General features: G+C 71.0%; 25 protein-coding genes. 6 read left to right on the forward strand and 19 right to left on the reverse strand.

Features of this window, described 5'->3' with window-relative positions:
* From AKI01S_RS51915 to AKI01S_RS32090, 4 genes are all read left to right on the forward strand, one after another.
* Nucleotides 1–568 (forward strand): hypothetical protein (locus tag AKI01S_RS51915; protein ID WP_169814047.1); only part of this gene is annotated, 568 nt, incomplete at its 5' end.
* A gap of 5 nt (nucleotides 569–573) precedes the next feature.
* Nucleotides 574–1,491, forward strand: a complete 918-nt coding sequence (locus AKI01S_RS32080; protein ID WP_218009899.1) for a 5'-3' exonuclease — start codon at nucleotides 574–576, stop codon at nucleotides 1,489–1,491.
* A gap of 252 nt (nucleotides 1,492–1,743) precedes the next feature.
* Nucleotides 1,744–2,466 carry a Crp/Fnr family transcriptional regulator gene (locus AKI01S_RS32085; RefSeq protein ID WP_067826105.1) on the forward strand — a complete coding sequence of 241 codons (723 nt, stop codon included), beginning with the start codon at nucleotides 1,744–1,746 and terminating at the stop codon, nucleotides 2,464–2,466.
* A gap of 100 nt (nucleotides 2,467–2,566) precedes the next feature.
* Nucleotides 2,567–3,976 (forward strand): RNB domain-containing ribonuclease, encoded by a 1,410-nt coding sequence (locus AKI01S_RS32090; protein ID WP_067826111.1) that lies wholly within the window; start codon nucleotides 2,567–2,569, stop codon nucleotides 3,974–3,976.
* Nucleotides 3,977–4,036: 60 nt separating this feature from the next.
* Here AKI01S_RS32090 and AKI01S_RS51920 read toward each other — a convergent pair whose 3' ends face one another.
* From AKI01S_RS51920 to AKI01S_RS32100, 3 genes are all read right to left on the reverse strand, one after another.
* Nucleotides 4,037–4,213, reverse strand: coding sequence for a hypothetical protein (locus AKI01S_RS51920; RefSeq protein ID WP_169814048.1), 177 nt, complete (start codon nucleotides 4,211–4,213; stop codon nucleotides 4,037–4,039).
* Nucleotides 4,214–4,374: 161 nt separating this feature from the next.
* Nucleotides 4,375–5,040, reverse strand: a complete 666-nt coding sequence (locus AKI01S_RS32095; protein WP_245681866.1) for a biliverdin-producing heme oxygenase — start codon at nucleotides 5,038–5,040, stop codon at nucleotides 4,375–4,377.
* A gap of 170 nt (nucleotides 5,041–5,210) precedes the next feature.
* Nucleotides 5,211–5,525: a DUF2470 domain-containing protein gene (locus AKI01S_RS32100; RefSeq protein ID WP_067826113.1), complete on the reverse strand. Its 315-nt coding sequence runs from the start codon at nucleotides 5,523–5,525 to the stop codon at nucleotides 5,211–5,213.
* A 210-nt stretch (nucleotides 5,526–5,735) separates the two neighbouring features.
* On the opposite strand from AKI01S_RS32100, the gene AKI01S_RS32105 reads away from it, so the two are divergent.
* Nucleotides 5,736–6,608: an alpha/beta fold hydrolase gene (locus tag AKI01S_RS32105; RefSeq protein WP_245681867.1), complete on the forward strand. Its 873-nt coding sequence runs from the start codon at nucleotides 5,736–5,738 to the stop codon at nucleotides 6,606–6,608.
* A gap of 102 nt (nucleotides 6,609–6,710) precedes the next feature.
* On the opposite strand, the gene AKI01S_RS32110 is transcribed toward AKI01S_RS32105, so the two are convergent.
* The 6 genes from AKI01S_RS32110 to AKI01S_RS32135 form a co-directional block, all read right to left on the reverse strand.
* Nucleotides 6,711–9,476, reverse strand: a complete 2,766-nt coding sequence (locus tag AKI01S_RS32110; RefSeq protein ID WP_067826117.1) for a DEAD/DEAH box helicase — start codon at nucleotides 9,474–9,476, stop codon at nucleotides 6,711–6,713.
* 135 nt (nucleotides 9,477–9,611) lie between these two features.
* The gene (gene tatC, locus AKI01S_RS32115) at nucleotides 9,612–10,499 is read right to left on the reverse strand and encodes a twin-arginine translocase subunit TatC (RefSeq protein ID WP_084000457.1); all 888 of its coding nucleotides are present in this window, start codon (nucleotides 10,497–10,499) and stop codon (nucleotides 9,612–9,614) included.
* A gap of 54 nt (nucleotides 10,500–10,553) precedes the next feature.
* Nucleotides 10,554–10,934 carry a Sec-independent protein translocase subunit TatA gene (gene tatA, locus AKI01S_RS32120; RefSeq protein ID WP_067826119.1) on the reverse strand — a complete coding sequence of 127 codons (381 nt, stop codon included), beginning with the start codon at nucleotides 10,932–10,934 and terminating at the stop codon, nucleotides 10,554–10,556.
* A gap of 27 nt (nucleotides 10,935–10,961) precedes the next feature.
* Complete coding sequence (locus AKI01S_RS32125; RefSeq protein WP_067826121.1) at nucleotides 10,962–11,186, reverse strand: hypothetical protein; 225 nt, start codon at nucleotides 11,184–11,186, stop codon at nucleotides 10,962–10,964.
* Between the two features lie 2 nt (nucleotides 11,187–11,188).
* Entirely contained in the window at nucleotides 11,189–12,292 is a 1,104-nt protein-coding gene (locus tag AKI01S_RS32130; protein WP_084000458.1) for a helix-turn-helix transcriptional regulator, read from the reverse strand.
* Entirely contained in the window at nucleotides 12,289–13,260 is a 972-nt protein-coding gene (locus AKI01S_RS32135; RefSeq protein ID WP_067826123.1) for a helix-turn-helix transcriptional regulator, read from the reverse strand. The genes AKI01S_RS32130 and AKI01S_RS32135 overlap by 4 nt, the downstream gene beginning before the upstream one ends.
* Nucleotides 13,261–13,368: 108 nt before the next feature.
* On the opposite strand from AKI01S_RS32135, the gene AKI01S_RS32140 reads away from it, so the two are divergent.
* Nucleotides 13,369–14,427, forward strand: coding sequence for a DUF3866 family protein (locus tag AKI01S_RS32140; RefSeq protein WP_067826125.1), 1,059 nt, complete (start codon nucleotides 13,369–13,371; stop codon nucleotides 14,425–14,427).
* Here the strand turns inward: AKI01S_RS32140 and AKI01S_RS32145 are convergent.
* From AKI01S_RS32145 to arc, 10 genes are all read right to left on the reverse strand, one after another.
* Nucleotides 14,403–14,957 (reverse strand): DUF3291 domain-containing protein, encoded by a 555-nt coding sequence (locus AKI01S_RS32145; RefSeq protein ID WP_084000463.1) that lies wholly within the window; start codon nucleotides 14,955–14,957, stop codon nucleotides 14,403–14,405. The two genes, AKI01S_RS32140 and AKI01S_RS32145, sit on opposite strands and share 25 nt — an antisense overlap.
* Before the next feature lie 32 nt (nucleotides 14,958–14,989).
* Nucleotides 14,990–15,664: a helix-turn-helix transcriptional regulator gene (locus AKI01S_RS32150; protein WP_067826129.1), complete on the reverse strand. Its 675-nt coding sequence runs from the start codon at nucleotides 15,662–15,664 to the stop codon at nucleotides 14,990–14,992.
* A gap of 93 nt (nucleotides 15,665–15,757) precedes the next feature.
* Nucleotides 15,758–16,663 carry an FKBP-type peptidyl-prolyl cis-trans isomerase gene (locus AKI01S_RS32155; RefSeq protein WP_169814049.1) on the reverse strand — a complete coding sequence of 302 codons (906 nt, stop codon included), beginning with the start codon at nucleotides 16,661–16,663 and terminating at the stop codon, nucleotides 15,758–15,760.
* Nucleotides 16,664–16,771: 108 nt separating this feature from the next.
* Nucleotides 16,772–18,130, reverse strand: a complete 1,359-nt coding sequence (pafA, locus tag AKI01S_RS32160) for a Pup--protein ligase (RefSeq protein WP_067826133.1) — start codon at nucleotides 18,128–18,130, stop codon at nucleotides 16,772–16,774.
* A gap of 190 nt (nucleotides 18,131–18,320) precedes the next feature.
* A complete protein-coding gene (prcA, locus tag AKI01S_RS32165; RefSeq protein WP_067826163.1) occupies nucleotides 18,321–19,061 on the reverse strand; it encodes a proteasome subunit alpha in 741 nt (246 codons plus the stop codon).
* A 21-nt stretch (nucleotides 19,062–19,082) separates the two neighbouring features.
* Nucleotides 19,083–19,931: a proteasome subunit beta gene (gene prcB, locus AKI01S_RS32170; RefSeq protein ID WP_067826135.1), complete on the reverse strand. Its 849-nt coding sequence runs from the start codon at nucleotides 19,929–19,931 to the stop codon at nucleotides 19,083–19,085.
* Nucleotides 19,932–20,125: 194 nt separating this feature from the next.
* Nucleotides 20,126–21,286, reverse strand: a complete 1,161-nt coding sequence (locus tag AKI01S_RS32175) for an endonuclease VII domain-containing protein (protein ID WP_245681868.1) — start codon at nucleotides 21,284–21,286, stop codon at nucleotides 20,126–20,128.
* A 141-nt stretch (nucleotides 21,287–21,427) separates the two neighbouring features.
* A complete protein-coding gene (locus AKI01S_RS32180; protein WP_067826139.1) occupies nucleotides 21,428–21,637 on the reverse strand; it encodes a ubiquitin-like protein Pup in 210 nt (69 codons plus the stop codon).
* 330 nt (nucleotides 21,638–21,967) lie between these two features.
* Nucleotides 21,968–23,485, reverse strand: coding sequence for a depupylase/deamidase Dop (dop, locus tag AKI01S_RS32185; RefSeq protein ID WP_084000460.1), 1,518 nt, complete (start codon nucleotides 23,483–23,485; stop codon nucleotides 21,968–21,970).
* Between the two features lie 388 nt (nucleotides 23,486–23,873).
* A complete protein-coding gene (gene arc, locus AKI01S_RS32190) occupies nucleotides 23,874–25,637 on the reverse strand; it encodes a proteasome ATPase (RefSeq protein ID WP_067826143.1) in 1,764 nt (587 codons plus the stop codon).
* Between the last annotated feature and the right edge of the window lie 90 nt (nucleotides 25,638–25,727).

Genomic DNA, 25,727 nt, shown 5'->3' on the forward strand with positions numbered 1-25,727 from the left:
GGTCGCGCTGGTGACGCGGCGCCGCGCCGCCGGCAGCGTCCGGCGGTTCGAGCGGGCGGGCCGGGCCGTGGAGGGGGTGGGGGCGCTCGCGCTGCGGATGTGCGCGGAGGACCCGCCGGGGCCGCGCCGTGCCGCGCTGTGCGAGGCGGCGGTGCTGCTGGTGGACGACGTCTGCTCGGGTGACGCGAGCGGCGGGGTGCTGGTCGGCGGGCTGGACCTGGGGACGTTGCGCGCGCCGGACGGGACCGGGCCGCGGGCGCGGGCGATCGTGCTGGCCTGCCACGGCGGCGCGGACGAGGCGCACGTGGCGGCGCTGCGGCGCAGTCTGGACCGTCCGGTGGCGTTCCTCGGCTGCCGGGGGCGCGCCCCGGAGGAGCACCGGGAGGCGCTCTATCCGGCGCTGTTGCGCGCCCTCAGCGGGCTCGGCGGGTCCGGCGGGGCGGACGCCGACGCCGAGCGGCTGCTCGGGGCGCTGGACGAGGGGCTGGCCCTGGCGCGGGCCGCGCGGCCGCGTCTGGACTGGGGGCGGTGGCGTACGGCGGTCCTGCGTCCGGGCGTGGGACGATGAGCGGCATGAGCGGGCTGATGCTGCTGGACACGCCGTCGTTGTACTACCGCGCCTTCTTCGGCGTCCCCGATTCGGTGACCGCGCCCGACGGGACGCCCGTCAACGCGGTGCGCGGCCTCGTCGACATGATCGCGCGGCTGGTGCGGGACCGGGCCCCCGAGCGCCTGGTCTGCTGCTTCGACGCCGACTGGCGGCCGGAGTTCCGGGTGGCGGCGCTGCCGTCGTACAAGGCGCACCGGGTCGCCGAGGGTGGGGGCGACGAGACGCCCGACGCGCTGGCCGCGCAGTTGCCGGTCATCGACGCGGTGCTGGACGCGTTCGGGCTGGCGCGGGTCGGGGTGCCGGGGTACGAGGCCGACGACGTGATCGGGACGCTGGCGGTGGCCGGGATGGCGCACGGCCCGGTGGACGTGGTGACCGGCGACCGCGACCTGCTCCAGCTGGTCGACGAGCGCGGGCCCGTGCAGGTCCTCTACACCGCGCGCGGCATCCGCAACCTCGAGGTGATGGGTGAGAAGGAGGTCGCGGCCAAGTACGGCATCCCCGGGCGCGGGTACGCCGACTACGCGGCGCTGCGCGGGGACCCCAGCGACGGGTTGCCGGGCGTCCCGGGCGTCGGGGACAAGACGGCGGCGACGCTGGTGACCCGGTACGGGTCGGTGGCGGGGATCCTGGCGGCGCTGGACGGCGGCGACGCGGCGTTCCCGGCGGCGGCCCGCAAGAGGATCGAGGCGGCGCGGGACTACCTGGCGGCGGCCGAGACCGTGGTGCGGGTGGTCACCGACATCGACGCGCCCGAGCTGCGGGGGCTGGACGACCGGCTGCCGGACGAGCCGCGCGATCCCGCCGCGCTGGCCGGGCTCGCCGAGCGCTGGGGGCTGAGCAGCCCGGTGGAACGGTTGCGCAAGGCGCTGCGGCCCTGACAGTGTGATCAGGGCGGGTCGACCTGTGTGTCAGATGACGCAGACAGGTCGTGCCCGCGGGAGCACCATCGCGATCAGTATGGGGTTCTCATGGAGGCACGGGCGACCGTCGCCCGGGGCACCGGGCCTCACCGCCCCACTCCCCCCACCTGTCCCGGGCGCCGGTCCCCGGCCCCGCCCCACCGACCGGCACAGCAGCCACCGACACCGCAGCCACCGACACCGCATCCGGCGAAGAGGAACGGATCCCCGGTGACCGAACGGACTTTTCCGCCGCGCACCCCCGGCCGCCGCGAGGCGTTCTGGGAGTCCCTGGACGAGCCGCAGCGCGAGGCGTTGCGGGAGGCGTCCCGGCCGCGCGTGTACCCCGCCCGTACTCCCCTGTGCTACCAGGGCGACGAGTCCGACCACATCATCGTCATCGAGGACGGCTGGGCGAAGGTGACCTCGATGACCGAGGACGGGCACGCGGTGGTGCTGGCGGTGCGGGGGCCGGGGGACCTGATCTGCGAGAGCGCGGTGCTGGGCGACCGGCAGCGGTCGGCGACGGTGACGGCGCTGAGCCCGGTGCGGGCGCTGGTGGTCCCGGCCCGGCGGTTCACCGCGTTCCTGGACGCCCATCCGGAGGCGTGGCGGCTGGTGAGCGGGACGTTCGTGGCGCGGCTGGACGACGCCGACCGGCGGTTGCAGGCGCACGTGTCGGCCAAGGGCGCGCGGCGGCTGGCGCTGCTGCTGGCGCAGCTGGCCGAGCTGTCGGCGCGGCACGTCCCGGCGGCGCCGGACGGCGGGATCGAGATCGCGCCGCCGCTGTCGCAGGAGGAGCTGGGCAGCTGGATGGACGCCTCGCGGGAGACGGTCGCGCGGGCGCTGGCGCACCTGCGGGAACGGGGCCTGGTCCGCACCGGGTGGCGGCGGATCGTGGTGGTGGACGTGGAGGGGCTGCGGGCGTTCGCGCAGGAGCGGGAAGCCGACTGATCCGGGCGCGTGTTCTTTACGCGGCGGTTCGCTTCCGTTGAGACTGTGCTGGGCGGTCTGGACGGTCCCCGCCCGTAATCTCGGAAGGGTGCCGCACAGAATGCTGCGACTGCGTTCGGTCGAGGACGACGCCGAGGTCCGCGCCGGGCTCGACCGGATCCGGGTGGAACTCGGGGTGCCCGGCCCGTTCCCGGAGGCCGTGCGGGAGGAGGCGGTCGCGGCGGCGGCGCGCCCGCCCGGCGGCGGGGAGCGGGCGGACCTGCGGGAGGTGCCGCTGTTCACGCTGGACCCGCCCGGGTCGATGGACCTGGACCAGGCGATGCACCTGGAGCGGCGTCCCGGGGGCTACCGGGTGTGGTACGCGATCGCGGACGTGGCGGCGTTCGTGCGGCCGGGCGGCGCGGTCGACGCCGAGGCGCACGCGCGCGGCGTGACGCTGTACCTGCCGGACGCCAAGGCCCCGCTGCATCCGCCGGAGCTGTCGGAGGGGGCGGCCAGCCTGCTGCCGGGGCGGGACCGTCCGGCGGTGATGTGGACGATCGACGTCGACGACCGGGGGGCGACGACCGGGGTGGAGGTGCGGCGGGCGCTGGTGCGCAGCCGGGAGCGCCTGGACTACGCCTCCGCCGACGCCGCCGACCCGCGGATCGCGCTGCTGGGCGAGATCGGCCGGATGCTGCAGGAGGCCGAGGCGGCGCGCGGGGGCGTGGACCTGCCGCTGGCCGAGCAGGAGATCGAGCACGGGCCGGACGGGTGGCATCTGGTACTGCGCGGCGGCGTGCCGTCGGAGGGGTGGAACGCGCAGATCTCGCTGTTGACGGGGCGGGCGGCGGCGCGGCTGATGCTGGAGGGCGGGGTCGGGCTGCTGCGCACGATGCCGCCGCCGCGGCCGGAGGCGCTGGAGCGAGTGCGGCGCACCGCCGTGGCGTTGGGGATCGGCTGGCCGGAGGGCCGCTCCTACGGGGACGTGGTGCGGTCGCTGGAGCCCGCGCGGCCCGCGCACGCGGCGTTCCTGTACGAGTCGGTGGCGCTGCTGCGGGGCGCGGGGTATGTGGCGTTCGACGGGGCGGTGCCCGAGCAGGCGGCGCACTCGGCGGTGGCCGCGCCGTACGCGCACGTGACGGCGCCGTTGCGGCGGCTGGCCGACCGGTACGCGGCCGAGGTGTGCCTGGCGCTGGCGGCGGGGCGGCCGGTGCCGGGGTGGGCGCGGGAGGCGTTGCCGGGGCTGCCGGACACGATGCGGCGGGCGCTGCAACGGAGCGGCGGCGTGGAGCGGGCCTGCGTGGACCTGGTGGAGGCGCTGCTGCTGCGCGACCACGTCGGCGAGTCGTTCGACGCGGTGGTGGTGGACACCGATCCGGAGCGGGGCGGTGGCCAGGTGCAGCTGGTGGATCCGGCGGTGGTGGCGCGGGTGGAGGGGGAACGGCCGCCGCTCGGCGCGCCGGTCCGGGTCCGCCTGCTGGAGGCCGACCCGGTCCGGCGGCTGGTGCGGTTCGCGTTGACGGGATGAGGAATGGCGGCGTCAGACCGTGGATCGGTCCGTGGATCGGACCGTGGGCCGGTCCGTGGGTCAGGTCCGGCGCCGCCAGGACCCGCGTCCGCTGGTGCCGATGCCCGCCAGGTGCAGGGCGAGCAGCAGCAGGCCGAGGGTGACGAGGGTCTGGAAGTTGAACGCGTCGGTGGAGACGTCCACCAGGTCGAACAGCAGGGCGATGGCGAAGACGACCGCCGCGATGATGGCGAGCATCGTGTCCTCCGGTTCGTGTCGGGTGCGGAACTGCCCCCGAGGCAACGACGTGATCTCCGTTATGCGGCCCGACAAACCGCTGATTCGATTGTTTTGTCCGTTAATTGACTTTAGGGCCGTCCCTTGGGGGAACGGCCCTTGGACAAGCGCGGCGACCGGGGTCAGGCGGCCGGCTCGATGCGCAGCTCGCGGCTCAGTTCGGCGGTGAGGTCGGCGTTGAGCCGGTAGGCGCGCCTGACCTCGGCGACGACGCGGGCGCGTTCGGCCTCGTCCCAGGGGGCGGCGTCCAGCAGCTCGCGGTAGGCGTCCTTGTAGGCCTTGGGCTTGCCGGGGAAGCGGTAGAACAGCACGCCGTCGTCGTCGCGGCCGAGGCCGAGGGTCCGCTGCACCTGGCGGCCGATGTACTGGCCGCCCGACAGGTCGCCGAGGTAGCGGGTGTAGTGGTGGGCGACGAACCCTCCGGGCCAGTCGAAGCAGACCTCGCGCAGCCGGTCGCAGTAGGCGCGGGTGGCGGCGTTCGGGGCGATCCGGTCGGCCCAGTCCGGCCCGTGGAGGTAGGCCAGGTCGGCGCGGAGCGCGTCGCGGCGGCGCAGGTCGGCGAAGGCGAACGGCCCGGCGACCGGGTCGCCCGCCAGGGCGTCGGCGGCCTGCTCCAGCAGGTCGTACACGTGGTAGAGCTGACCGACCAGGGCGGCGTACTCCTCGCGGCCGAGCCGCCCTTCGACCAGCGCCGACATGTAGGCCGAGCCCTCGTTGTCGCCGTGGTCGCCCCAGGTGGCGGCGCGCAGTTCCGCCGCGAACCCCGCGCCCTGCTCCGCCATGCCCATGCACACACCTTTCATCCCGGTTCTGCCGGAAAGATCCGGTCGGTCGAGATGAGGTTAGCCTTACCTAAGTACTTCTCGGAAGAGCTCCGGCGAACTTTCCGACGTGACGTCGGCTACTTTACCGACGCCACGTCGGAATGACCAGAGGGTTCCGGAAGGGGCGGCTCCGGTCACCGGCCGTCGCGCGCCGGGAGGCCGAGGATGTGGCGGGCCTCGTCGGACATCCGCACGACCTCGCGGCGGACCTGGATGCGCTCGGTGAGCCGCTCGCTCCACGGGATCCGCACGGCCTCCTCCCGTCCGTCGACGACCGCGCCGAACTCGATGCCGTCGGCGTCGCAGCCGGTCATGCGCGCCGACGCGGCGTCCGGGACGCCACCGAGGGCGCGGCAGATCATGGCGCAGTCGCCGGCGTGGTCCTCGTTCATGTGCCGGGCGATCTGGGCGACCACGTCGGGGGTGAAGGGGGTGCTGGTCTCGGTCATCGCGGCAGGCCTTCCCGGTCGGGGCGTCGCTGGTCACCCTGACGGCCGCGTGGGCGCCGGTTGACGTGCGCTTTCACGCGATCATCAGGTAAGGCTCACCTTAACCGGACTTCCCCTCGGCGCCGGTCCGCGAACGTCCCCGCGCCCCCTTGCCGCGTTCGACGGCGGCCGGCGGCCGGAGTGCGGTTCCATGGGGGTGAGGGAGTACGGGTGATCGTCTCGTCAGGGGTGGGACCGATGGTCGAGCGGATGATCGAGACGGCCGGTGTCGAGCTGTGCGCCGAGTCCTTCGGCGATCCGGACGATCCGCCGGTCCTGCTGGTCATGGGCATCGGCGCGTCGATGCTCTGGTGGGAGGAGGACTTCTGCCGGATGCTCGCCGAGGGCGGCCGCTTCGTGGTCCGCTACGACCACCGCGACACCGGCCGCTCGGTCACCTACGAGCCCGGCCGTCCCGGCTACACCGGCGACGACCTGGTCTCCGACGCCGTGGGCGTCCTCGACGCCCACGGCCTCCCCGCGGCCCACGTCGTGGGCGTCTCGGCGGGCGGGGGGATCACGCAGCTGCTCGCGCTGGACTTCCCCGAACGCGTCCTGTCGCTCGTCCTGATCAGCACCTCCCCCGCGCTGCCCGGCGACCGCGCGCTCCCGCCGGCGTCGCGGGAGTACGCGCGTTTCGTGTCGAGCGCGACGGTGGACTGGTCCGACGCCGAGTCGGTGATCGGGTACCTGGTGGAGTACTCGCGGGTCCTCGGCGGCGGGCGGCGGCCGTTCGACGAGGCGCGGATCCGGGCCCTGGTCCGGCGCGACGTCGAGCGCGCCCGCGACGTCGCCGCCCAGCAGAACCACGACCTCCTCCCCGAGGAGGACCGCCGGCGTGCGCCGCTGTCGTCGATCGCCGCGCCCACCCTGGTCATCCACGGCACCGCCGATCCGGCGTTCCCGGTCGAGCACGGCGAGGCGCTGGCGGAGGAGATCCCCGGCGCGCGGCTGCTGCGGCTCCCGGACGCGGGCCACGGGGTCGAGCGGCCCGACTGGGAGACGATCGTCCGGGCGATCCTCGACCACACCGCGACCGCCTGACCGCGATCCCCGAAACCGTGGTCCCGGAAGGGGGTCGGGTGCCGCCGTGCCGTGCCGCCGTTCGGGGTTCTCGCCGGACGGCGGCACGGGGCGGGTGTCGGGTCAGGTCACCGAGGAGTAGGCGACGACGCCGCGGCGCATGGCGTCCATCGCCCTGCGGGCGGTCTTGCGGATGTGGCTGTTCTCGGGGGCGGCGTCGGCGATCTGGCCCAGCAGGTCCAGCAGCTGCTTCACCGCGCGGACGAAGTCGCCGGCGGTCATGTCGGCCTCCAGCAGGACCTCGTCGAGGTCGGCGCCCCTGGCCCAGCGGTAGGCCGTCCAGGCGAAGCCCAGGTCGGGTTCGCGCAGGAACGACACCCCGTTGTCCTCCTCGACGGCCTCCAGCTGGCGCCACAGGCGCACCATCGCGCCCAGGGCGTCCTGGACGCCGCCGCCGGGGATGCGGGGCGGGGCGGCGTCGTCGGGCTGGCGGGACTCGTAGGTCAGCGCCGACACGCACGCGGCCAGCTCGGCCTGGTCGAGGCGTTCCCAGATGCCGTCGCGGAGGCTTTCGGCGGTGAGCAGGTCCAGTTCGTTGTAGATGCGGCCGAGGCGGCGGCCCGCCTCGGTGACGGTGTCGCCGTCGAGGTAGCCGAGCTGCTGCAGGACGGTGCAGACCTTGTCGAAGGTGCGGGCGATGACCTGGGAGCGGCCCTCGACGCGGCGGCGGAGCTGTTCGGTCTCGCGTTCCAGGCGGAAGTAGCGTTCGGCCCAGCGGGCGTGGTTCTCGCGGTCGTCGCAGCCGTGCACCGGGTGGCGCCGCAGTTCCTGGCGCAGCCGGGTGATCTCCTGGTCGTCGGCGGCGGGGGTGTCGCGGCGGCGTTTGCGGTCGCGGGCGTCCTCGGAGACCTTGTTGCGCAGGGTGGAGGCCAGGTCGCGGCGGCTCTGGGGGTTGCGGGGGCTGAACGACTTGGGGATGCGGATCCGGTCGATGGGGTCGGCCGGGCGCGGGAAGTCCAGGATCGACAGTCGCTGGACCGATCCGGAGGCGGTCAGCACCAGGGGCGCGGGCCCGTCGGAGCGTTTGCCGACGCCGGGGTCCAGCACGACGGCCAGGCCCGAGCGGCGGCCGGTGGGGACCAGGATGACGTCGCCGGGCCGCAGGTGCTCCAGGGAGCGGGCGGCCTCGGCGCGGCGCTCGGAGGAGCGTTCGCGGGCGAGTTCGGCCTCGCGGTCCGACAGGCGGCGGCGCAGCGCGGCGTACTCCATGAAGTCGCCCAGGTGGCAGGTGGCGGCGTCCTTGTACCCGGCGAGGGCCTGTTCGTTCTTGTGGACCTGGCGGGCCAGGCCGACGACGGCGCGGTCGGCCTGGAACTGGGCGAACGACTCCTCCAGCAGGGTGCGGGCGCGTTCGACGCCGACCGCGCCGACCAGGTTGACCGCCATGTTGTAGGAGGGGCGGAAGCTGGAGTTGAGGGGGTAGGTGCGGGCGCCGGCCAGGCCGGCGACCGAGGCGGGGTCGACGCTGGGGTTCCAGATGACGACCGCGTGGCCCTCCACGTCGATGCCGCGCCGCCCGGCCCGCCCGGTGAGCTGGGTGTACTCGCCGGGGGTGAGGTTGACGTGGGCCTCGCCGTTCCACTTGTCGAGCTTTTCGATCACGACGGTGCGGGCGGGCATGTTGATGCCCATGGCGAGGGTCTCGGTGGCGAACACCGCCTTGATGAGCTTGCGGACGAACAGCTCCTCGACGATCTCCTTGAAGGTGGGGAGCATCCCGGCGTGGTGGGCGGCGATGCCGCGTTCCAGGCCCGCCAGGAAGTCGTGGTAGCCCAGGACCTCCAGGTCCTCGCGGGGGATGTCGGCCACGCGCAGCTCGACGTGGGCGCGGATCTCCTCGGCCTCCTCGCGGGAGGTCAGCCGCAGGTTGGCGTGCAGGCACTGCAGGACGGCGGCGTCGCAGGCGGCGCGGCTGAAGATGAACGTGATCGCCGGGAGCAGCCCGGCGCGTTCCAGCCGCGTGATGACGTCGGGGCGGAGCGGGGGCCGGAACCGCTGGGGGCGGGCCTGGCGGCGGTGCCCGGTGCGGCGGCCCTGGTTGACCTTGGCGCGGCGGATCTCCTCCACGCCGATCCGCTGGAGCTGGGGGTTCAGTTTCGCCTGCCGGTTGGCGCCCTTGCCGGTCTCCATGAACAGGTCGTACAGGCGGGTGCCGACCATCATGTGCTGGAACAGCGGGACGGGCCGGTGCTCGTCCACCACGATCTGGGTGTCGCCGCGCACGGCCTGCAGCCACTCGCCGAACTCCTCGGCGTTGGAGACGGTCGCCGACAGCGCCACCACCCGCACCGAGTCCGGCACGTGGATGATCACTTCTTCCCAGACGGCGCCGCGGAACCGGTCGGCCAGGTAGTGGACCTCGTCCATGACGACGAACGCCAGCCCCGCCAGGGTGGAGGACTGGGCGTAGAGCATGTTGCGCAGCACCTCGGTCGTCATGACGACGACGGGGGCCTCGCCGTTGACGCTGTTGTCGCCGGTGAGCAGGCCGACCTTGTCGGGGCCGTAGCGGCGGACCAGGTCGGCGTACTTCTGGTTGGACAGCGCCTTGATGGGCGTGGTGTAGAAGCACTTCTGGCCGCCCGTCAGGGCCAGGTGGACGGCGAACTCCCCGACGATGGTCTTTCCGGAGCCGGTGGGGGCGGCGACCAGCACGCCGCTGCCCGCCTCCAACGCCCGGCACGCCTCCACCTGGAACGGGTCCAGGGGGAAGTCGTAGAGGGTCTGGAAGTCCAGCAGGGCGGGTCCGCTCCCGGAGTTGCGCCTGCGGTTGGCGGCGTAGCGGGCGGCGGGACTCTGGTCGGCCGACTGCGTGTCGGGGGTGGTCATGGGTCCGAGCCTACGGTTTCGAACGGCCCGGTTCCCACTTGAGGGGCGGGTTCGCCCCGGCGCGTCCCCCGAACCGTGCTCGGTCGCGGGGGGCGCCGGGTGACGGACGGGTCGTGGACACGGCCCGGGACGGGGTCAGGAAAGTCCCCGCTTGCCCTGCTCCAGGTTGCCCTGCTCCAGCTCGGCGTCGATCTCCTCCAGCCGCAGCGGGGAGATCTCGTCGTCGGCCAGGGCGACGTCGGGGTCGACGCGGCGGGCGCGGCGCCGGTCGTTGAAGTAGGCGACCAGCGCGGCGAGCTCGTACAGGATCACCGTGGGCAGCGCCAGCACCAGCATGGTGACGGGGTCGCCGCTGGGGGTGGCGATCGCGGCGAACACGAAGATCCCGAACACGGCGATCCGCTGGGTCCGCTTGATCCGCTCGAAGGTGAGCACGCCCACGACGTTCAGCATCACCACGAACAGCGGCAGCTCGAAGGTGACGCCGAAGACCAGCAGCATCATCAGCACGTAGCTGAGGTACTGGTCGACCTGCACCAGCGGCAGGACCCCCTCGATGCCGAAGCCGCCGAGGAACAGCTGCAGGCCCTTGTCGATGAACAGGTAGGCCAGCCACGCGCCGACCAGGAACAGCGGGACCGCCGCCGACAGGAACACATACGTCCAGCGGCGTTCGCGCTGGTACAGGCCGGGGGCGACGAACGCCCACAGCTGGTACAGCCAGAACGGCGAGGACAGCACCAGCCCGACGATGATGGCGATCTTCAACCGGATGAAGAACTGGCTGAAGATGCCGCTGGCGACCAGGTTGCACTTGCCGTTGAGCTCCTTGGCCGCCTGGATCTGGCAGTAGGGCTCCTTCAGCAGCTCCCAGATCGGCTGGAAGAACACATAACCGACGATCATGCCGATCAGCAGGAAGAAGATCGCCTTGATCAGTCGGTTGCGCAGCTCACGGAGGTGCTCCATGAGCGACATGCGGCCTTCGGGGTTGGCCGGGGGAGCGGAACTCAGGAACTTCATGGTCGCCGAGGGTCCAGGAGGTGGGGGCCGCCGATCGGGGTGGGATGGGGAGGGTCAGGACTTGCGCAGGCGGTCGGGGTCCGACACCGGAACGCCCTGGATCGGCTCCCCGGAGGTCAGCGGGCGCGCGCCCGAGCCGTACTGCTGCTGGGCGGCCTCGCGCTCCAGGCGGGCGGCCTCCTCGCGCAGCCGGGCGGCCTCGGCGCGGGCGTCGGCCGACTGCGCCTGCTGGCCCTGCGCCTGCTGGCCCTGCTGGCTCTGCTGGTCGGCGGCCTTGTCGCCGTCGTCGTCATCGTGCAGGCCCTTGGTCTCGGCCTTCAGGATGCGCGCGGAGCGGCCGAGGGAGCGGGCCAGCGCCGGCAGCTTGGCCGAGCCGAACAGCAGAAGGATGACGAGCAGAATGACGATCCACTCGCCGGCACCGAAACTGGGCATGTATCCGTCCTCTTCACCAAGTGGTACTCACGACGATCGTACGCCGTCGCCGGAGTCGCGCGCCGCACGCGCCTCCTGGAGATCGCGGAGTTCATCGCGGAGCACCGCGTGTTTGGGTTCCAGCCGTGCGCGGGCCCGGTCGAGTTCACGTCCGAACCGGCGAACGCCCAGGTAGACCTTGAACGCGCAGAACGCCACCACCACCAGGCCCGCGACGCTGAGCCCGATCGTGACCAACGACACCGCGGGCATCGTCAACGACCTCCTCGCGGCTCATCGTACGCCGCCGCGCTCGCCGTGCCCGGCGGGGCCGACTCGTACAGCGCGAGCGCGCGGGCGGCGTCGTCGCGGACGGTGCCGGCCAGCTCGGCGGGGGCGGTGATGCGGCCCTGGTCGCCCAGCCGCAGCGCCAGGCCCCGCACCCAGCGGGTGTCGGGGGTGCGCAGCACGATCCGCAGCCGTCCCTCGCCGAGCTCGGCGACGCTCTCGCACGGGTAGTAGTCGGCGACCCAGCGGCCCTGCGGGGTCAGCTCCAGGGTGACCGCCACGTCCTGCGGGGACGGCCGGAACAGGCCGGCGTCGACGTCGATCGGCTCGGCGTCGTCGGGGACCTCGGCGGCGACGTCCAGGACCTGCAGGGCGCTGATGCGGTCGGTGCGGAACAGCCGGACGCCCTCGGCGCGGCGGCACCAGCCCTCCAGGTAGGTGTTGCCCTCCACCACCAGCAGCCGCATGGGGTCCACGTCGCGTTCGGTGTTCTCGTCGCGGGCGGGCACGTAGTAGGCCAGGTGGACGCGGCGGCGCCGGGCGATGGCGTCGCGCAGCAGCGCCAGGGTGTCGCCGCCGGCGTCGACCTCGACCGCGACCTTCCCGGCGACCTGGGCGGCGGCCCCGGCGGCGCTCTCCAGCTTGGCGATCACCCGCGACAGCGCGTCGCGGTCCTGCAGGCCGGGCACCCCGGCCAGCATCCGCAGCGCCACCAGCAGCGCCCCGGCCTCGTCGACCTTCAGCCGCAGCGGCCGGGCGATCGACTCGGCCTCGGTGACGGTGATCTCGCCGCCCTCGTAGGACAGGTCGATCGGGCAGTAGGGGTCGGGGGCGCGCAGCTCCACGCACCACAGCAGGTTCAGGTCGTCGATCAGCTGCTTCTCGGTGACGCCGAACGCGGCGGCGGCCTGGTCCAGGGCGACGGTGTCCCGGTTGATCACATACGGGACCAGCGCCAGCAGCCGGCCGAGCCGGTCGGTGGAGGTGCCCGAGCCGCCCCGGCCCCGGCCCTTGCCCGCGGTCCTGGCCCCGGGTTTGGCCCCGGGCTTGGTGCCCGTCTTGTTCTCGGTCTTGTTCTCGGTCTTGCTCACTGTCCGCCTCCCCCCGCCAGGACCGCCTTCAACTGCTGGATGACCGCCTCGCGCAGGTCCGGCGGGTCCAGGACGACCACATCGTCGGCGAACCGGGCCAGGTAGGGCGCGAACCGGTCCACGTCGCGGAACGTCAGCGTCGCCTCGTCCCACCCGTCGCGGCCGTCCCCGGCGGGCCGCACGTCGCGGGCCCAGCGGCGCGGGCCCTGCGCGGCGCCCTGCCGCAGCCGCACCGTGGCCGGGCGGGGCTCGGCGACCGGGTCGCCCCGATCGAACGCGATGCGCCGCACGTCCACGCCCTCGGGCACCACGACCGACCCCTCGGGGCCGTCGGGGACGACCTCGCCGACGATGCGGCTGAGGCGGAACACCCGCGACTCGCCCCGGTCGCGGTCGTGGCCGACCACGTACCAGCGGCCGCGGCGGCTCACCACGCCCCACGGCTCCAGGTGCCGCCGCGCCACGGAGGTGCGGCCGACGCCCTGGTAGTCGAAGGCGACCGGCCGGGCGTCGCGCACCGCCTCCCACAGGGCGGGGAACGCCGGGTCGCCGGTGTCCAGCCGCGGCTCGATGCCCACGGCGGTGGTCTCGTCGGTCTCCACCCCGGCGGCGCGCAGCTTCAGCAGCGCGCCGGAGGCGGCCTCGGCCATGCTGGCGCGCTGCCACACCCGGGCCGCCAGGCCCAGCACCGCGGCCTCGTCGGGCGTCAGGTGGATGTCGGGCAGCTCGTAGGCCTGCGGCGGGATCCGGTAGCCGGTCTCCTCGCCGTCGCCGTCGCTGCCGACCTCCAGGGGCACGCCCAGCTCCCGCAGTTCCTCCTTGTCGCGTTCGAACATCCGCTTGAACGCCTCGTCGGAGTCGGGGTAGCCGGGAACGGCCCGGCGGATCTGCTCGGCCGTCAGGTAACGGCGCGTGGCGAGCAGGCAGACCACCAGGTTGAGCAGGCGCTCGGTCTTGCGCCGCGACACTTCCCCACCACCTCTTCGCTCGCGGGCCGTTCGCTCAGCGGGTCCCGCCCGTTTTCCCTCTCCCAGGACGCTACCGTCTCCCCTGTGATCCGATGGCGTAAAGGCACCGTGCAAGACGTTCGCCGGGAGTGGCCGGGGGCGGTCGAGCTGACCGTCCTGATCGATGACGACGGCCCGCGCCGGGCACTGGCCTATCCCGCGCTGGTGGGGCGGCCGGAGCCGGGCGACACCGTCCTGCTCAACACTACGGCCTTGGCGATGGGTCTGGGGACCGGCGGGTACGCGATGGTCGTCGCGGTGCCCGACCGGCTGCCCCCCGACCCGGCGGGCCCGGGCCACCTGGTCAAGGCCCGCTACACCCCCCTGCAGGCCACGGTGCTGGGCGCCGACGAGCAGGACTCCCCCCACCACGGGCTGCTGCGGGAGGCCGACTCGCTGTACGGCGCCCCGGTGATCGTGGCCGACCTCCACTCGGCGCTGCCGCCGATCCTGGCGGGCCTGCTGGCCGAGCGGCCCGGGACGCGCGTGGTGTACGTGATGCCCGACGGGGGCGCGCTGCCCGCCTGGTTCTCCATGTCGATCGCCCAGCTCAGGGCGGCCGGGGCGCTGGCGGCGACGGTGACGGTGGGGCAGGCGTTCGGCGGGGACCTGGAGACGGTGACCGTCCACACCGGGCTGCTGGCCGCCCGGCTGGTGCTGGACGCCGAGGTGATCGTCGTGGCGCAGGGGCCCGGCAACCTCGGAACCGGCACCAAATGGGGTTTCTCGGGCGTGTCGGCCGGGGAGGCGATCAACGCCGCCGCCGTGCTGGACGGCCGCCCGGTGGGCTGCCTGCGGGTCAGCGAGGGCGACACGCGGGAACGCCACCTCGGCGTCTCCCACCACAGCCTCACCGCCTACGGCCGGGTCGCGCTCGCCCGCGCCCAGATCGCGGTGCCGGAGCTCGGCGGCCCGTTCGGGCAGCGCGTCGCCGCCGCGGCCGCGTCACTGGGCGACCGGCACGAGCTGGTCCCGGTCGGCGTGGAGGGCCTGCGCGACGTGCTGGCCGCCGCCGAGAAGGACTGGGGGGTGCGGCTGTCCACGATGGGCCGCCGCCTGGACGAGGACCTGGCCTACTTCCTCACCGCGGCCGCCGCGGGCCGTCACACCGCCGCGCTGCTGGCCTGACCCGCACCGGCCCGACCCGCACCGGCCGGGCCGGCCCCCGAACGGTCGGCAAGGGCCGGGTCGGCCGCCCGCGCCTCCTCGGCGGTGTAGGAGGAGGTGAACGTGAACGCGCGGGGCGAGGGGCCCTCGGCGCACAGCAGCTCCAGCCGTTCGGCGGCCTCGGCCAGGCTCGGCACGTGCCCGGCGGGCACCCACCACATCGCCAGGTGCGCCTCGGCGTGCCGCTGGAACCACTCCCGGCGGCGGCGCATCACCTCCAGGTGGCCGCTGCGGTAGACGTAGTCCCACAGCGCCTCCGCGCCCTCCCACACCGTGAGGTTCACGATCACGTCGGGTCCGAACGGGCGCAGTCCCGTGGCGTCGTCGCTCCCCTCCCCCACCAGCCGCCACACGAAGCCGGGCGCGGCGTCGGCGAGGGCGTTGATCGGTTCCAGGGCCGCCACGAAGTCGGCGACGCGCGGGTCGTCCAGGGGGAAGCGCAGCGCGGCGATGTTGAGCTGGGCCAGGTGGAAACGGGAGTTGTCGGGCATGGTCGCCATCCCACCAGCCCGCCCCTTCTATGTCAAGGTTCGTTGTTTTTAGAAGGTTCCACCACCGTGCAGCACTCCCCCGGCCGCGGATCCATCCGCGCCCGCCAGCCGTCCGCACCCTCCAGCAGCCCCTCCAGCAGCGCCAGGTTCATCCCGCACACCAACGGCGGGAAGCGCTCGGCGACGGAGTGGAAGGGACAGTTGCGCATGCGCAGCACAGGCCCGGACCCGTCCCGACCCTCGCCCTCGTCCTCGTCCCAGTAGGGCTCGTAGCCGCGCGACCGCAGCAGCGACGCCAGCTCCTCCCGGTCCCCCACCGGCCCCCGCAACGCCCGGCCCCGGCGGCGCGCCGCCTCCCGCACCCCGTCGTCGAGCCCGGCGGCCTCCGCCGCCTCGGCCAGCAGATCGGCGGCCGTCCGATAGTCCCGGGCGGGCAACGCCACCTGACGCTCCACCGGGGAACGCCGGTACACCTTCGCCGGACGCCCCGCCCCCGGCCCCGACCGCCCCGTCAGACGACGGCTGCCGCTCTCCAGCAGCCCCGCCTCGACCAGCCGGTCCAGATGAAAGGCCGCGAGGGTGCGCTGCACCCCCACGGCCTCGGCCGCCTCGTTCCGGCCCACCTCACGGCCCCGCGCGGCCACGAACTCGTACAGGCGGCGCCGCACCGGATCCTGAAGCGCGGCGATCGCGTCGATGTCCTCCACCCGGCCATTCTAAGAACAACCCGAATTGACGTTAGAACACCGGCCCCGCGCTCAGCGCACGCCTTTCAGCGCACGCCCCTCAGCGCACACTCCTCAGTGCACGCCCAGCAGGTCCACCACGAACACCAGCGTGTCGTCGCCCTTGATGCCCGCCTGCGGCAACCCCTTGGCCCCGTACCCCAGCGACGGCGGTACCACCAGCAGCATCCGGCTACCGACCTTCTGCCCCACCAGCGCCTGATCCCACCCCTTGATCACCTGACCGGTGCCGATCGTGGTCGCGTACGGGTTGCCCACCTGCCACGAGGAGTTGAATACCTGACCGTTGCGCCAGAACACCCCCGCGTACTGCAACGCCAGCAACTGCCCCTTCTGCACCGCCGGACCGTTGCCCCGCACCAGCGTCCGCACCTGCAACGTCTTCGGCGGCGCGACCTTCGGCACCGACACCTGCGGAACCTGAGCACCCGCCACCTTCGGCAGCCTGGGATCGTCCAGCGGCTGCGGCGCCCCCTGCGCCGCCGCGTCCTTCGGATACACCGCCCGCACGTCCAGCACGTACACCAACGTGTCCCCGGCGCTCACCTGCTGCTGCGGATTACCGTTCTCCCCGTAACCGTCCTTCGGAGGAATCCGCGCCACCACACGCGCCCCCGGCTTACGCCCCTCCAGGGCCTTGTCCAACCCCGGAATCAGCTGACCGGTCGGAAACGCCCCCGGCTTACCGTCCACATAACTACTCGCCAGCAGCTTCGACGAACCCTTCGCCCACCGGTACCCCACATAGTCGGCGATCACCATGTCGCCCTTGCGGGCCTGCGCGCCCTTACCCTCCGCCAGCGCCTTCAACGCCAGCTCCTTACCGGGCTCGTCCCCCTTGGGAATCACCACCTCCGGCTTGGTCCCCGCCGCGCCCTTCACCTCCACCTGCACATCACCCGACCCCGAACAGGCCGACAGCGCCAGCGGAGCGGCCACCACGGCCACCAGGGGCAGCACCACAGAACGGAACGGGGCGGAACGACGGCGCATAAAGGTCCTTACACGCGAGGAGGGTGAGCGCTGACGAGCGCTCACCCTACCCCGCCGATGACCTGCCGGTAGTCGTTACATCCCGGCGATCAGCTTGTCGACCCGCTCGTCCACCGACCGGAACGGGTCCTTGCACAGCACCGTCCGCTGCGCCTGGTCGTTCAGCTTCAGATGCACCCAGTCCACCGTGAAGTCCCGCCGCTTCTCCTGCGCCCGGCGGATGAACTCCCCGCGCAACCGCGCCCGCGTCGTCTGCGGCGGCACCGACTTCGCCTCGAAGATCGCCAGATCGCGCGTCGCGCGCTCCACCGACCCCCGCTTCTCCAGCAGGTAGTACAGCCCCCGCTCCCGATGCACGTCGTGATACGCCAGATCCAGCTGCGCCACCCGCGGCGACGACAACGGCAGGTCGTACTTGCGCCGGTACCGCTCGATCAACTGGTACTTCGTCACCCAGTCGATCTCCCGCGCCACCAGATCCAGATCACCGGTCTCCACCGCGCGCAGCGTCCGCTCCCACAGATCCAGCACCCGCGTCGTGATCGCGTCACCGCCACGCCGGTCCACGAAATCCTTGGCCTTGCCGAAGTACTCGCGCTGGATCTCCAGCGAACTCGCCTCACGACCGTTCGCCAACCGCACCTTGCGCCGACCCGTCATGTCATGACTGACCTCACGGATCGCCCGGATCGGATTCTCCAGGGTCAGGTCGCGCATCACCACGCCCGCCTCGATCATCCGCAGCACCAGATCGGTCGCCCCGACCTTCAGCAACATCGTCGTCTCACTCATGTTCGAGTCACCGACGATGACATGCAGCCGACGGAACCGCTCGGCGTCCGCGTGCGGCTCGTCCCGCGTGTTGATGATCGGCCGCGACCGGGTCGTCGCCGACGACACACCCTCCCAGATGTGCTCGGCCCGCTGCGATACGCAGTACACCGCACCCCGCGGCGTCTGCAGCACCTTCCCCGCCCCCGCGATGATCTGCCGCGTCACCAGATACGGGATCAGCACATCGGCCAGCCGGCCGAACTCCCCGTGCCGCCCCACCAGATAGTTCTCATGACAGCCGTAGGAGTTCCCGGCCGAGTCGGTGTTGTTCTTGAACAGGTAGATGTCACCGGCGATGCCCTCCTCGCGCAACCGCCGCTCGGCGTCCACCAGCAGACCCTCCAGGATCCGCTCCCCCGCCTTGTCGTGCGTCACCAGATCGATCACGTTGTCGCACTCGGGCGTGGCGTACTCGGGGTGGCTGCCCACGTCCAGGTAGAGCCGCGCGCCGTTGCGCAGGAACACGTTGCTGCTGCGGCCCCACGAGACCACCCGACGGAACAGATAGCGCGCCACCTCATCAGGTGACAACCGCCGCTGACCGCGGAAGGTGCAGGTGACGCCGTACTCGTTCTCAAGCCCGAAGATGCGCCTGTCCACACACTCGACCCTATGCGGCCGGACGTCGACTTGGCAGCCTTCACCGCCGGTTGTTTCGCGGACACCACCCCCACCACACGGCCATGATCGGCCACCGCCCCCACAACCCGGACCGAACACCGAAACGGCGAAGGCCCGCCACACACGCGACGAGCCCCCACCAACGACCGACACTCACCCCGAAAGCCGCTCAGGCCCCCGAAGCACCACCCGCGGAACCACCCTCCGAGGACTCCGCCGCACCGCTCTCCGTACTCCCCAGCAACTCCCCGATCCGCGCCGCCGGAAGCCGCCGGAACAACCGGTGCTCACGATTCCGATCCAGCACCGCCACCTCCAGCGACTTGGCCTCCAGATGCCGGTCGCTGTCCTGCGCCTCCAACGACTGCACCGCCACCCGCAGCGCGTCCGCCAACGACGCACCCTCGGTGTAACGGTCCTTCAACGCCTGCGCGACCGCGTCCGCCTGACCGCCCATCGCCACATAACCATGCTCGTCGGCCACCGAACCATCGAACGTCAACCGATAGATCTGATCGGTCTCCGCCGACTCCCCGACCTCCGCCACGACCAACTCCACCTCATACGGCTTGTTGGTCTCCGTGAAGATCGTCCCCAGCGACTGCGCGTACACGTTCGCCAGACCCCGCGCCGTCACATCACGCCGGTCGTACTGGTAACCGTTGACATCGGCGTACCGGACACCGCCCAGCCGCAGGTTCTCGAACTCGTTGTACTTCCCGACCGCCGCGAACGCGATCCGGTCGTAAATCTCACTGATCTTGTGCAGCGCCCGCGACGGATTGTCCGCCACGAACAGGATCCCGTCGGCATACTGAAGAACGACAACGCTACGACCCCGCGCGATCCCCTTGCGCGCGTAGTCCGCCTTGTCCTTCATCTGCTGTTCGGGCGAGACGTAGAACGGCATCGACACCGGTCCGCTTCCCTTCTATCGCAGCGGGGCGGTCGGACCGCCCGGCGAGTCGTAACGGCCATCCACGACGGTCCGCGCCAACGCGCCGACCTCGTCCTCACCGAGCCGGCGGTACCCGTCGGACGTCACCGACGCCACCACCGGGAAGATCCTGCGCGTCAGATCCGGCCCACCCGTCGCCGAGTCGTCATCCGCCGCGTCGTACAACGCCTGCACGCACACCAGCGCCGCGTCCTCCGCCGACAGATCCGGCCGGTACAGCTTCTTCAACGCCCCACGCGCGAACACCGACCCCGACCCGATCGAGTGGAAGTCCCGCTCCTCGTACCGGCCACCCGCCGGGTCATACGAGAAGATCCGCCCCACATCGCGGACCTCGTCATAACCCGCGAACAGCGGCACCACCGCCAACCCCTGCATCGCCATGCCGAGGTTCTGCCGCACCATCGTCGCCAGCCGGTTCGCCTTACCCTCGATCGACAGGGTCCGGCCCTCGCGCTTCTCGTAGTGCTCCAGCTCCACCTGGAACAACCGCACCATCTCGATGCCGATCCCCGCGGTCCCCGCGATCGCGATCGCCGAGAACTCATCGGCCCGGAACACCTTCTCGATGTCCCGCTGCGCGATCATGTGACCCGCGGTCGCCCGCCGGTCCCCCGCCATCACCACACCACCGGGGAACGCCACCGCCACGATCGTCGTACCGTGCGGAATCTCCTCACCCGCCGACACCGACGCCGGAAGCGACCGCCGCCCCGGAAGCAGCTCCGGCGAATACGCCCCCAGGAACTCCGTGAACGAGGACGTGTCCGGGCTCGCGAACAACCCGGACGACCGTCCGGTCTGCGACTCGTGGGACGCCACGCGACTCCTTCCCTCCACCATGGCACCGCCGACGCACACCCGCGCCGACGCTGACAACCAAGACCCTACTGTTCGATCGACGATCGGCGCATGCCGCGAACACCCCACCCCGCTCCGCCCACGGCGAACCCACCAACGAAACACCGCAGAGGACCCGACGCCTCACCGACTCACCGGCTCACCAGATCACCGGCTCACCGCGCGGCCAACCAACGATCGATCGGGATACGGCTCACGGCCCGATCCCCCGGCAACGCGATCCACGACTCCCGAACCGCCGGCTCCGCCTCCCGCAGCGCCTTACGATGCGCCGCGTCCCGCACCCGGTACCCATCCCAGCCGTCGAGGGGAACGGTCGTGGGATCGACATCCGGAACGGTGAACGACAACCGCGTCCCACCACCTGGCACAGGCACCTCGACGACCAGCTCTCCGAGGAGATAGTCGGCAGCGCGCCGCAACGTCCCCGGGTCGTCACGCAGCTGCCCCATGCCGGTGTTGCACCCACCGCACAGCATGCCGCGAACGACCTCCGTGTCGTGACAGTGATCGACATGCTCGACCGGACGGTCACAGCAGATCGCACACCTGCCCTTCTGCAGGCCGAACAGAAGCTGAGCGTCCCGCTCGCCGATCCCGTACCGGAGGCGAACTTTCTGGAACTTGGAGGCCACCTCGGGGTCCACCCCACCATGGCCGCCTCGGTCCACCCACCCCTCGATCACGTCGACGCCGAACTCCAGACGCATCATGCGCGCGTGCCAGGTGAGCCGCTCCAGGTAGTCGGCGGCCTCCTTGATCACCCAGACGTCTTCCTCGAACTGCCCCAGGCCCCCGTTGCACCCGAAGCACAGCATGCTCCGGACCAGGCCGGTCTCATGCCCGTGATCCACATGAGCAGCCGGAGACCGAAGACAGATAACGCAGATCCCGCCCTGACGCGCGAGCAGGGCATCGGCCTCTTGCTCGGTAATCCCGTACCGAAGCTTGAGCAGGTAGTTGCGGCTGCTTCCATGGTTACGCACCCGGATCTCCGCCATAGCCCTGTTGTGACATGGCTTGCAGTAGGCGGCGCGCCCATCCGGACTGGAGCGGTTGCTGCCGAAGGCATCCAGTTGCTGAATTTCCTTGCACCGAGGACAGTACTTCATCCCCTCGGGAACGGCGGAGTGCCGTCGGTACTCTCTGGACCTCTTGCCCTCGGCTTCTCGCTTGCCGCGATAGGACTTCGCGTTGCGAAGCCCGAAACATTCCTTGCAGTAGAGCGACAATCCGTCCTTGGACGCTCTACGCTTCCAGAACTCCGTAGCCGACTTGACGAGACCACAGTCGCGACACTTCTTGACATCGGACATGCGTCCCACCCTCCCGCCCCGGAGACACCTCCGGCACCGAACACGTGAACCTGCGAATTCCAAGTTAATGGTTCACGTGTTCGACGTCTGCCGTTTCGCCAACTTTCTCATTTTCGCGAAACGGACATGTCCGATTTTCCGTTATTGTCCGCCTTTTTGCACGTAGCTACGGACGAATTCCTCTGCATTCTCTTCGAGAACTTCGTCAATTTCATCGAGAATTGCGTCGACGTCCTCGGACAGTTTCTCCTGGCGCTCCTGAACGTCGCCCGTGGTCTCGGCCTGGGTCTCCTCGACCTCTTCGGTGCGACGTTCGGTCTGCTTCTGACCGCCGGTGTCCTTCGTGGCCATCCCGTACCTCCACTCTGCCGGTGCCCCCAACCCTATCCTCGATCTTGGCCGACGAGCGGGTACCGGCTCACCCGTTTTCGCGGGTGGCCGTGTGGGGGGCCTGTCGGGGTTATCGCCGGTGCGCGAAACGCTGAAACGGGCAAACCGGTCACAAATCAGCGGCGGCCTCTGGGGGCTCATAACGTCTTTGGGAAGGGCCTTGGTGGGGAACTCCGGGGAACGGCGGAACGCCCGCGAGAGGGGCTCTCGCGGGCGTTCGGGCGGTGTTCGCGTCGCGGTGGGACGTTGCCGCGGGTGTTGTCGCGGGCCGGGTCGTCGCTGTGGGGTGGGTCAGTTCTGGCCGGTGAGTGTGGCGACGAGGTCGGCTGCGGTGCGGCAGCGGTCGAGGAGTGCGCCGACGTGTTGGCGGGTGCCGCGGAGGGGTTCGAGGGTGGGGACGCGTTGGAGGGATTCGCGGCCGGGGACGTCGAAGATGACGGAGTCCCAGGAGGCGGCGGCGACGGAGTCGGCGTACTGGCTGAGGCATCGGCCGCGGAAGTAGGCGCGGGTGTCCTCGGGGGGGTGCTCGATGGCGTGTTGGACGCGTTCTTCGGTGGTGACGCGGTCGATGCGGTCGCGTGCGACGAGTCGGTTGTAGAGGCCCTTGTCGGGGCGGATGTCGGTGTACTGGAGGTCGACGAGTTGGAGGCGTGGGTGGGACCAGTCGAGGCCGTCGCGGTTGCGGTAGCCCTCGAGGAGTTCGAGTTTGGCGACCCAGTCGAGTTGGCGTGAGAGCCGCATGGGGTCGTCTTCGAGGTGGGTGAGGGTGGTTTCCCAGCGGTCGAGGACGTCGCAGGTCATCTCGTCGGCGTCGGAGCCGTGGCGTTCTTCGACGTATTTGCGGGCGAGTTCCAGGTATTCCATCTGGAGTTGGACGGCGGTCATCTTGCGGCCGTCGCGCAACGTGAGGAGGTGTTTGCAGGTGGGGTCGTGGGAGACGGCGCGGAGGGCGGCGACGGGCATGTCGACGGAGAGGTCGACGGTGATGAAGGAGTCTTCGATCATGGCGAGGACCAGGGCGGTGGTGCCGAGCTTGAGGTAGGTGGAGACCTCGCTCATGTTGGCGTCGCCGATGATGACGTGGAGGCGTCGGTATTTCTCGGGATCGGCGTGGGGTTCGTCGCGGGTGTTGATGATGGGGCGTTTGAGGGTGGTCTCCAGGCCTACTTCGACTTCGAAGAAGTCGGCGCGCTGGGAGATCTGGAAGCCGTCGCCGCGGCCGTCGACGCCGATGCCGACGCGGCCTGCGCCGGCGATGACCTGGCGGGAGACGAAGAAGGGGGTGAGGTGCCGGACGATGTCGGCGAAGGGGGTCTCCCGCTTCATGAGGTAGTTCTCGTGGCAGCCGTAGGAGGCGCCTTTGTTGTCGGTGTTGTTCTTGTAGAGCTGGATGGGGTGGGTGCCGGGGACGAGGGCGGCGCGTGCGGCGGCGTCGGCCATGACGCGTTCGCCGGCCTTGTCCCAGATGACGGCGTCGAGGGGGTTGGTGGTCTCGGGTGCGCTGTATTCGGGGTGGGCGTGGTCGACGTAGAGTCGGGCGCCGTTGGTGAGGATGACGTTGGCGAGGCCGAGGTCCTCGTCGGTGAGCTGGCTGGGGTCGGCGACTTCTCGGGCGAGGTCGAAGCCGCGCGCGTCGCGTAGGGGGTTCTCCTCTTCGAAGTCCCAGCGCGCTCTTCTGGCCCTGGCCGCCGAGGCCGCGAGGTAGGCGTTGACGACCTGGGAGGAGGTCACCATCGCGTTCGCTCCTGGTTGGCCGGGTACGGAGATGCCGTACTCGGTCTCGATGCCCATCACCCGCCGAACACTCATGTCGTCGAGCCTATCGGGGCGTGGGGGCTGTAGCCATGGGGCGTCGGTCGTGGCGTCGTGGTCGTGGCATCGTGGTCGTGGCGTGGGGTGGCCGGGTGAGGACGCGGCGCGGCGGCCGTCCCCGGGTGGGGGCGGCCGCCGCGTGGTCGGTCGGCTTGTCGGGCGTGGTGTCAGAGGTGCTGGCCGGGTTGGCGGAAGTGGCGCTGTGATGGATCGGCCCCTCTTCCGCCCTCACCACCGTCTTACAGGTACTGGCCGGTGTTGGCGAAGGCGGCGCTGTGATGGATCGGCCCCTCTTCCGCCCTCACCACCGTCTTACAGGTACTGGCCGGTGTTGGCGAAGGCGGCGCTGTGATGGATCGGCCCCTCTTCCGCCCTCACCACCGTCTTACAGGTACTGGCCCGTGTTGGCGACGGTGTCGATGGATCGGCCGGCCTCGGCGCCCTTGGTGCCGGAGACGAGGGTGCGGATGTAGACGATGCGCTCGCCCTTCTTGCCGGAGATGCGGGCCCAGTCGTCGGGGTTGGTGGTGTTGGGCAGGTCCTCGTTCTCGGAGAACTCGTCGACGCAGGCGGCCAGGAGGTGCTGGACGCGCAGGCCTTTCTGGCCGGTTTCGAGGAACTGTTTGATGGCCATCTTCTTGGCTCGGTCCACGATGTTCTGGATCATGGCGCCGGAGTTGAAGTCCTTGAAGTAGAGGACTTCCTTGTCGCCGTTGGCGTAGGTGACCTCGAGGAAGCGGTTCTCCTCGGTCTCGGTGTACATGCGCTCGACGACGCGTTGGATCATCGCTTCGATGGTGGCCTTGGTGTTGTCGCCGTGTTCGGAGACGTCCTCGGGGTGGAGGGGCAGGCCTTCGAGGAGGTACTTGGAGAAGATGTCCTTGGCGGCCTCGGCGTCGGGACGCTCGATCTTGATCTTGACGTCGAGTCGGCCGGGGCGCAGGATCGCCGGGTCGATCATGTCCTCGCGGTTGGAGGCGCCGATGACGATGACGTTCTCCAGGCCCTCGACGCCGTCGATCTCGCTGAGGAGCTGGGGGACGATGGTGTTCTCGACGTCGGAGGAGACGCCGGATCCGCGGGTGCGGAAGATGGAGTCCATCTCGTCGAAGAAGACGATGACGGGGGTGCCGGCGGAGGCCTTCTCGCGGGCTCGTTGGAAGACGAGCCGGATGTGGCGTTCGGTTTCGCCGACGTACTTGTTGAGCAGCTCGGGGCCCTTGATGTTGAGGAAGAAGCTCTTGCCTTCCTGGCCGGTCTTCTCGGCGACCTGTTTGGCCAGCGAGTTGGCGACGGCCTTGGCGATGAGGGTCTTTCCGCAGCCGGGGGGGCCGTAGAGCAGGACGCCCTTGGGTGGGCGGAGCTGGTGTTCGCGGAACAGGTCCGCGTGCAGGTAGGGGAGTTCCACGGCGTCGCGGATCTGCTCGATCTGGGGGCCGAGGCCGCCGATCTCCTCGTAGGAGATGTCGGGGACCTCTTCCAGGACGAGTTCTTCGACCTCCGCCTTGTGGATCTTCTCGTAGGCGTATCCGGATCGGGGTTCCAGCATCAGCGAGTCGCCGGCGCGCAGCGGGACGCCGCGCAGCGGTTCGGCCAGCTTGATGACGCGCTCTTCGTCCGCGTGTGCGATGACGAGGGCGCGTTCCCCGTCGCCGAACAGTTCTTTGAGCATGACGACTTCGCCCTGCTCTTCGAAGTCGAGTGCTTCGACGACGTTGAGCGCCTCGTTCAGCATGACCTCCTGGCCACGCTGGAGTTCGTCGATGTCGACGGCGGGGCTGACGTTCACGCGGAGCTTGCGTCCGCCGGTGAAGATGTCGACGGTGCCGTCGTCGCGTGCTTCGAGGAACACGCCGAACCCGGAGGGGGGTTGGGCGAGTCTGTCCACTTCCTCCTTGAGCGCCACGATCTGCTCGCGCGCTTCTTTGAGGGTCGCCACGAGACGCTCGTTCTGACCCGTAACGGCGGCCAGATTGGCCTGTGCCTCATGGAGACGTTCTTCCAGAACCCTGACTTGGCGGGGGGATTCCGCGAGCTTGCGACGCAGCACGGAGATCTCCTCCTCTAGGAAGGACACCTGCGTCTGGAGGTCCCTGACCTCCTTGTCCTGCTGCGCCCTGCGCGCCCCAGCATCGTCACGAGCGGCCACGCCCCGTCACCTCCTCAATGAAGAGAGCCGACGACCTACAGAGACCCTACCTATCTGGAGGGCTTCCGTAACCTGCCCTTTCGGTTCTCG

The organism is Actinomadura kijaniata NBRC 14229 (genome assembly GCF_001552175.1).
GTDB classification, from domain to species: domain Bacteria; phylum Actinomycetota; class Actinomycetes; order Streptosporangiales; family Streptosporangiaceae; genus Spirillospora; species Spirillospora kijaniata.

What these genes read in the sequence shown, in the direction of transcription:
- AKI01S_RS51920 (WP_169814048.1), bottom strand. Translation starts at nt 4,213, where the DNA reads ATGCTCGCCATCATCGCGGCGGTCGTCTTCGCCATCGCCCTGCTGTTC.
- prcA (WP_067826163.1), bottom strand. Translation starts at nt 19,061, where the DNA reads ATGCCGTTCTACGTCTCGCCCGAACAGCAGATGAAGGACAAGGCGGAC.
- AKI01S_RS32095 (WP_245681866.1), bottom strand. Translation starts at nt 5,040, where the DNA reads ATGGGCATGGCGGAGCAGGGCGCGGGGTTCGCGGCGGAACTGCGCGCC.
- tatC (WP_084000457.1), bottom strand. Translation starts at nt 10,499, where the DNA reads ATGAAGTTCCTGAGTTCCGCTCCCCCGGCCAACCCCGAAGGCCGCATG.
- AKI01S_RS32175 (WP_245681868.1), bottom strand. Translation starts at nt 21,286, where the DNA reads ATGTCCGATGTCAAGAAGTGTCGCGACTGTGGTCTCGTCAAGTCGGCT.
- AKI01S_RS32090 (WP_067826111.1), top strand. Translation starts at nt 2,567, where the DNA reads ATGCTGCGACTGCGTTCGGTCGAGGACGACGCCGAGGTCCGCGCCGGG.
- AKI01S_RS32080 (WP_218009899.1), top strand. Translation starts at nt 574, where the DNA reads ATGAGCGGGCTGATGCTGCTGGACACGCCGTCGTTGTACTACCGCGCC.
- AKI01S_RS32110 (WP_067826117.1), bottom strand. Translation starts at nt 9,476, where the DNA reads ATGACCACCCCCGACACGCAGTCGGCCGACCAGAGTCCCGCCGCCCGC.
- dop (WP_084000460.1), bottom strand. Translation starts at nt 23,485, where the DNA reads ATGAGTGTTCGGCGGGTGATGGGCATCGAGACCGAGTACGGCATCTCC.
- AKI01S_RS32145 (WP_084000463.1), bottom strand. Translation starts at nt 14,957, where the DNA reads ATGCCCGACAACTCCCGTTTCCACCTGGCCCAGCTCAACATCGCCGCG.
- AKI01S_RS32125 (WP_067826121.1), bottom strand. Translation starts at nt 11,186, where the DNA reads ATGCCCGCGGTGTCGTTGGTCACGATCGGGCTCAGCGTCGCGGGCCTG.
- AKI01S_RS32180 (WP_067826139.1), bottom strand. Translation starts at nt 21,637, where the DNA reads ATGGCCACGAAGGACACCGGCGGTCAGAAGCAGACCGAACGTCGCACC.
- AKI01S_RS32100 (WP_067826113.1), bottom strand. Translation starts at nt 5,525, where the DNA reads ATGACCGAGACCAGCACCCCCTTCACCCCCGACGTGGTCGCCCAGATC.
- tatA (WP_067826119.1), bottom strand. Translation starts at nt 10,934, where the DNA reads ATGCCCAGTTTCGGTGCCGGCGAGTGGATCGTCATTCTGCTCGTCATC.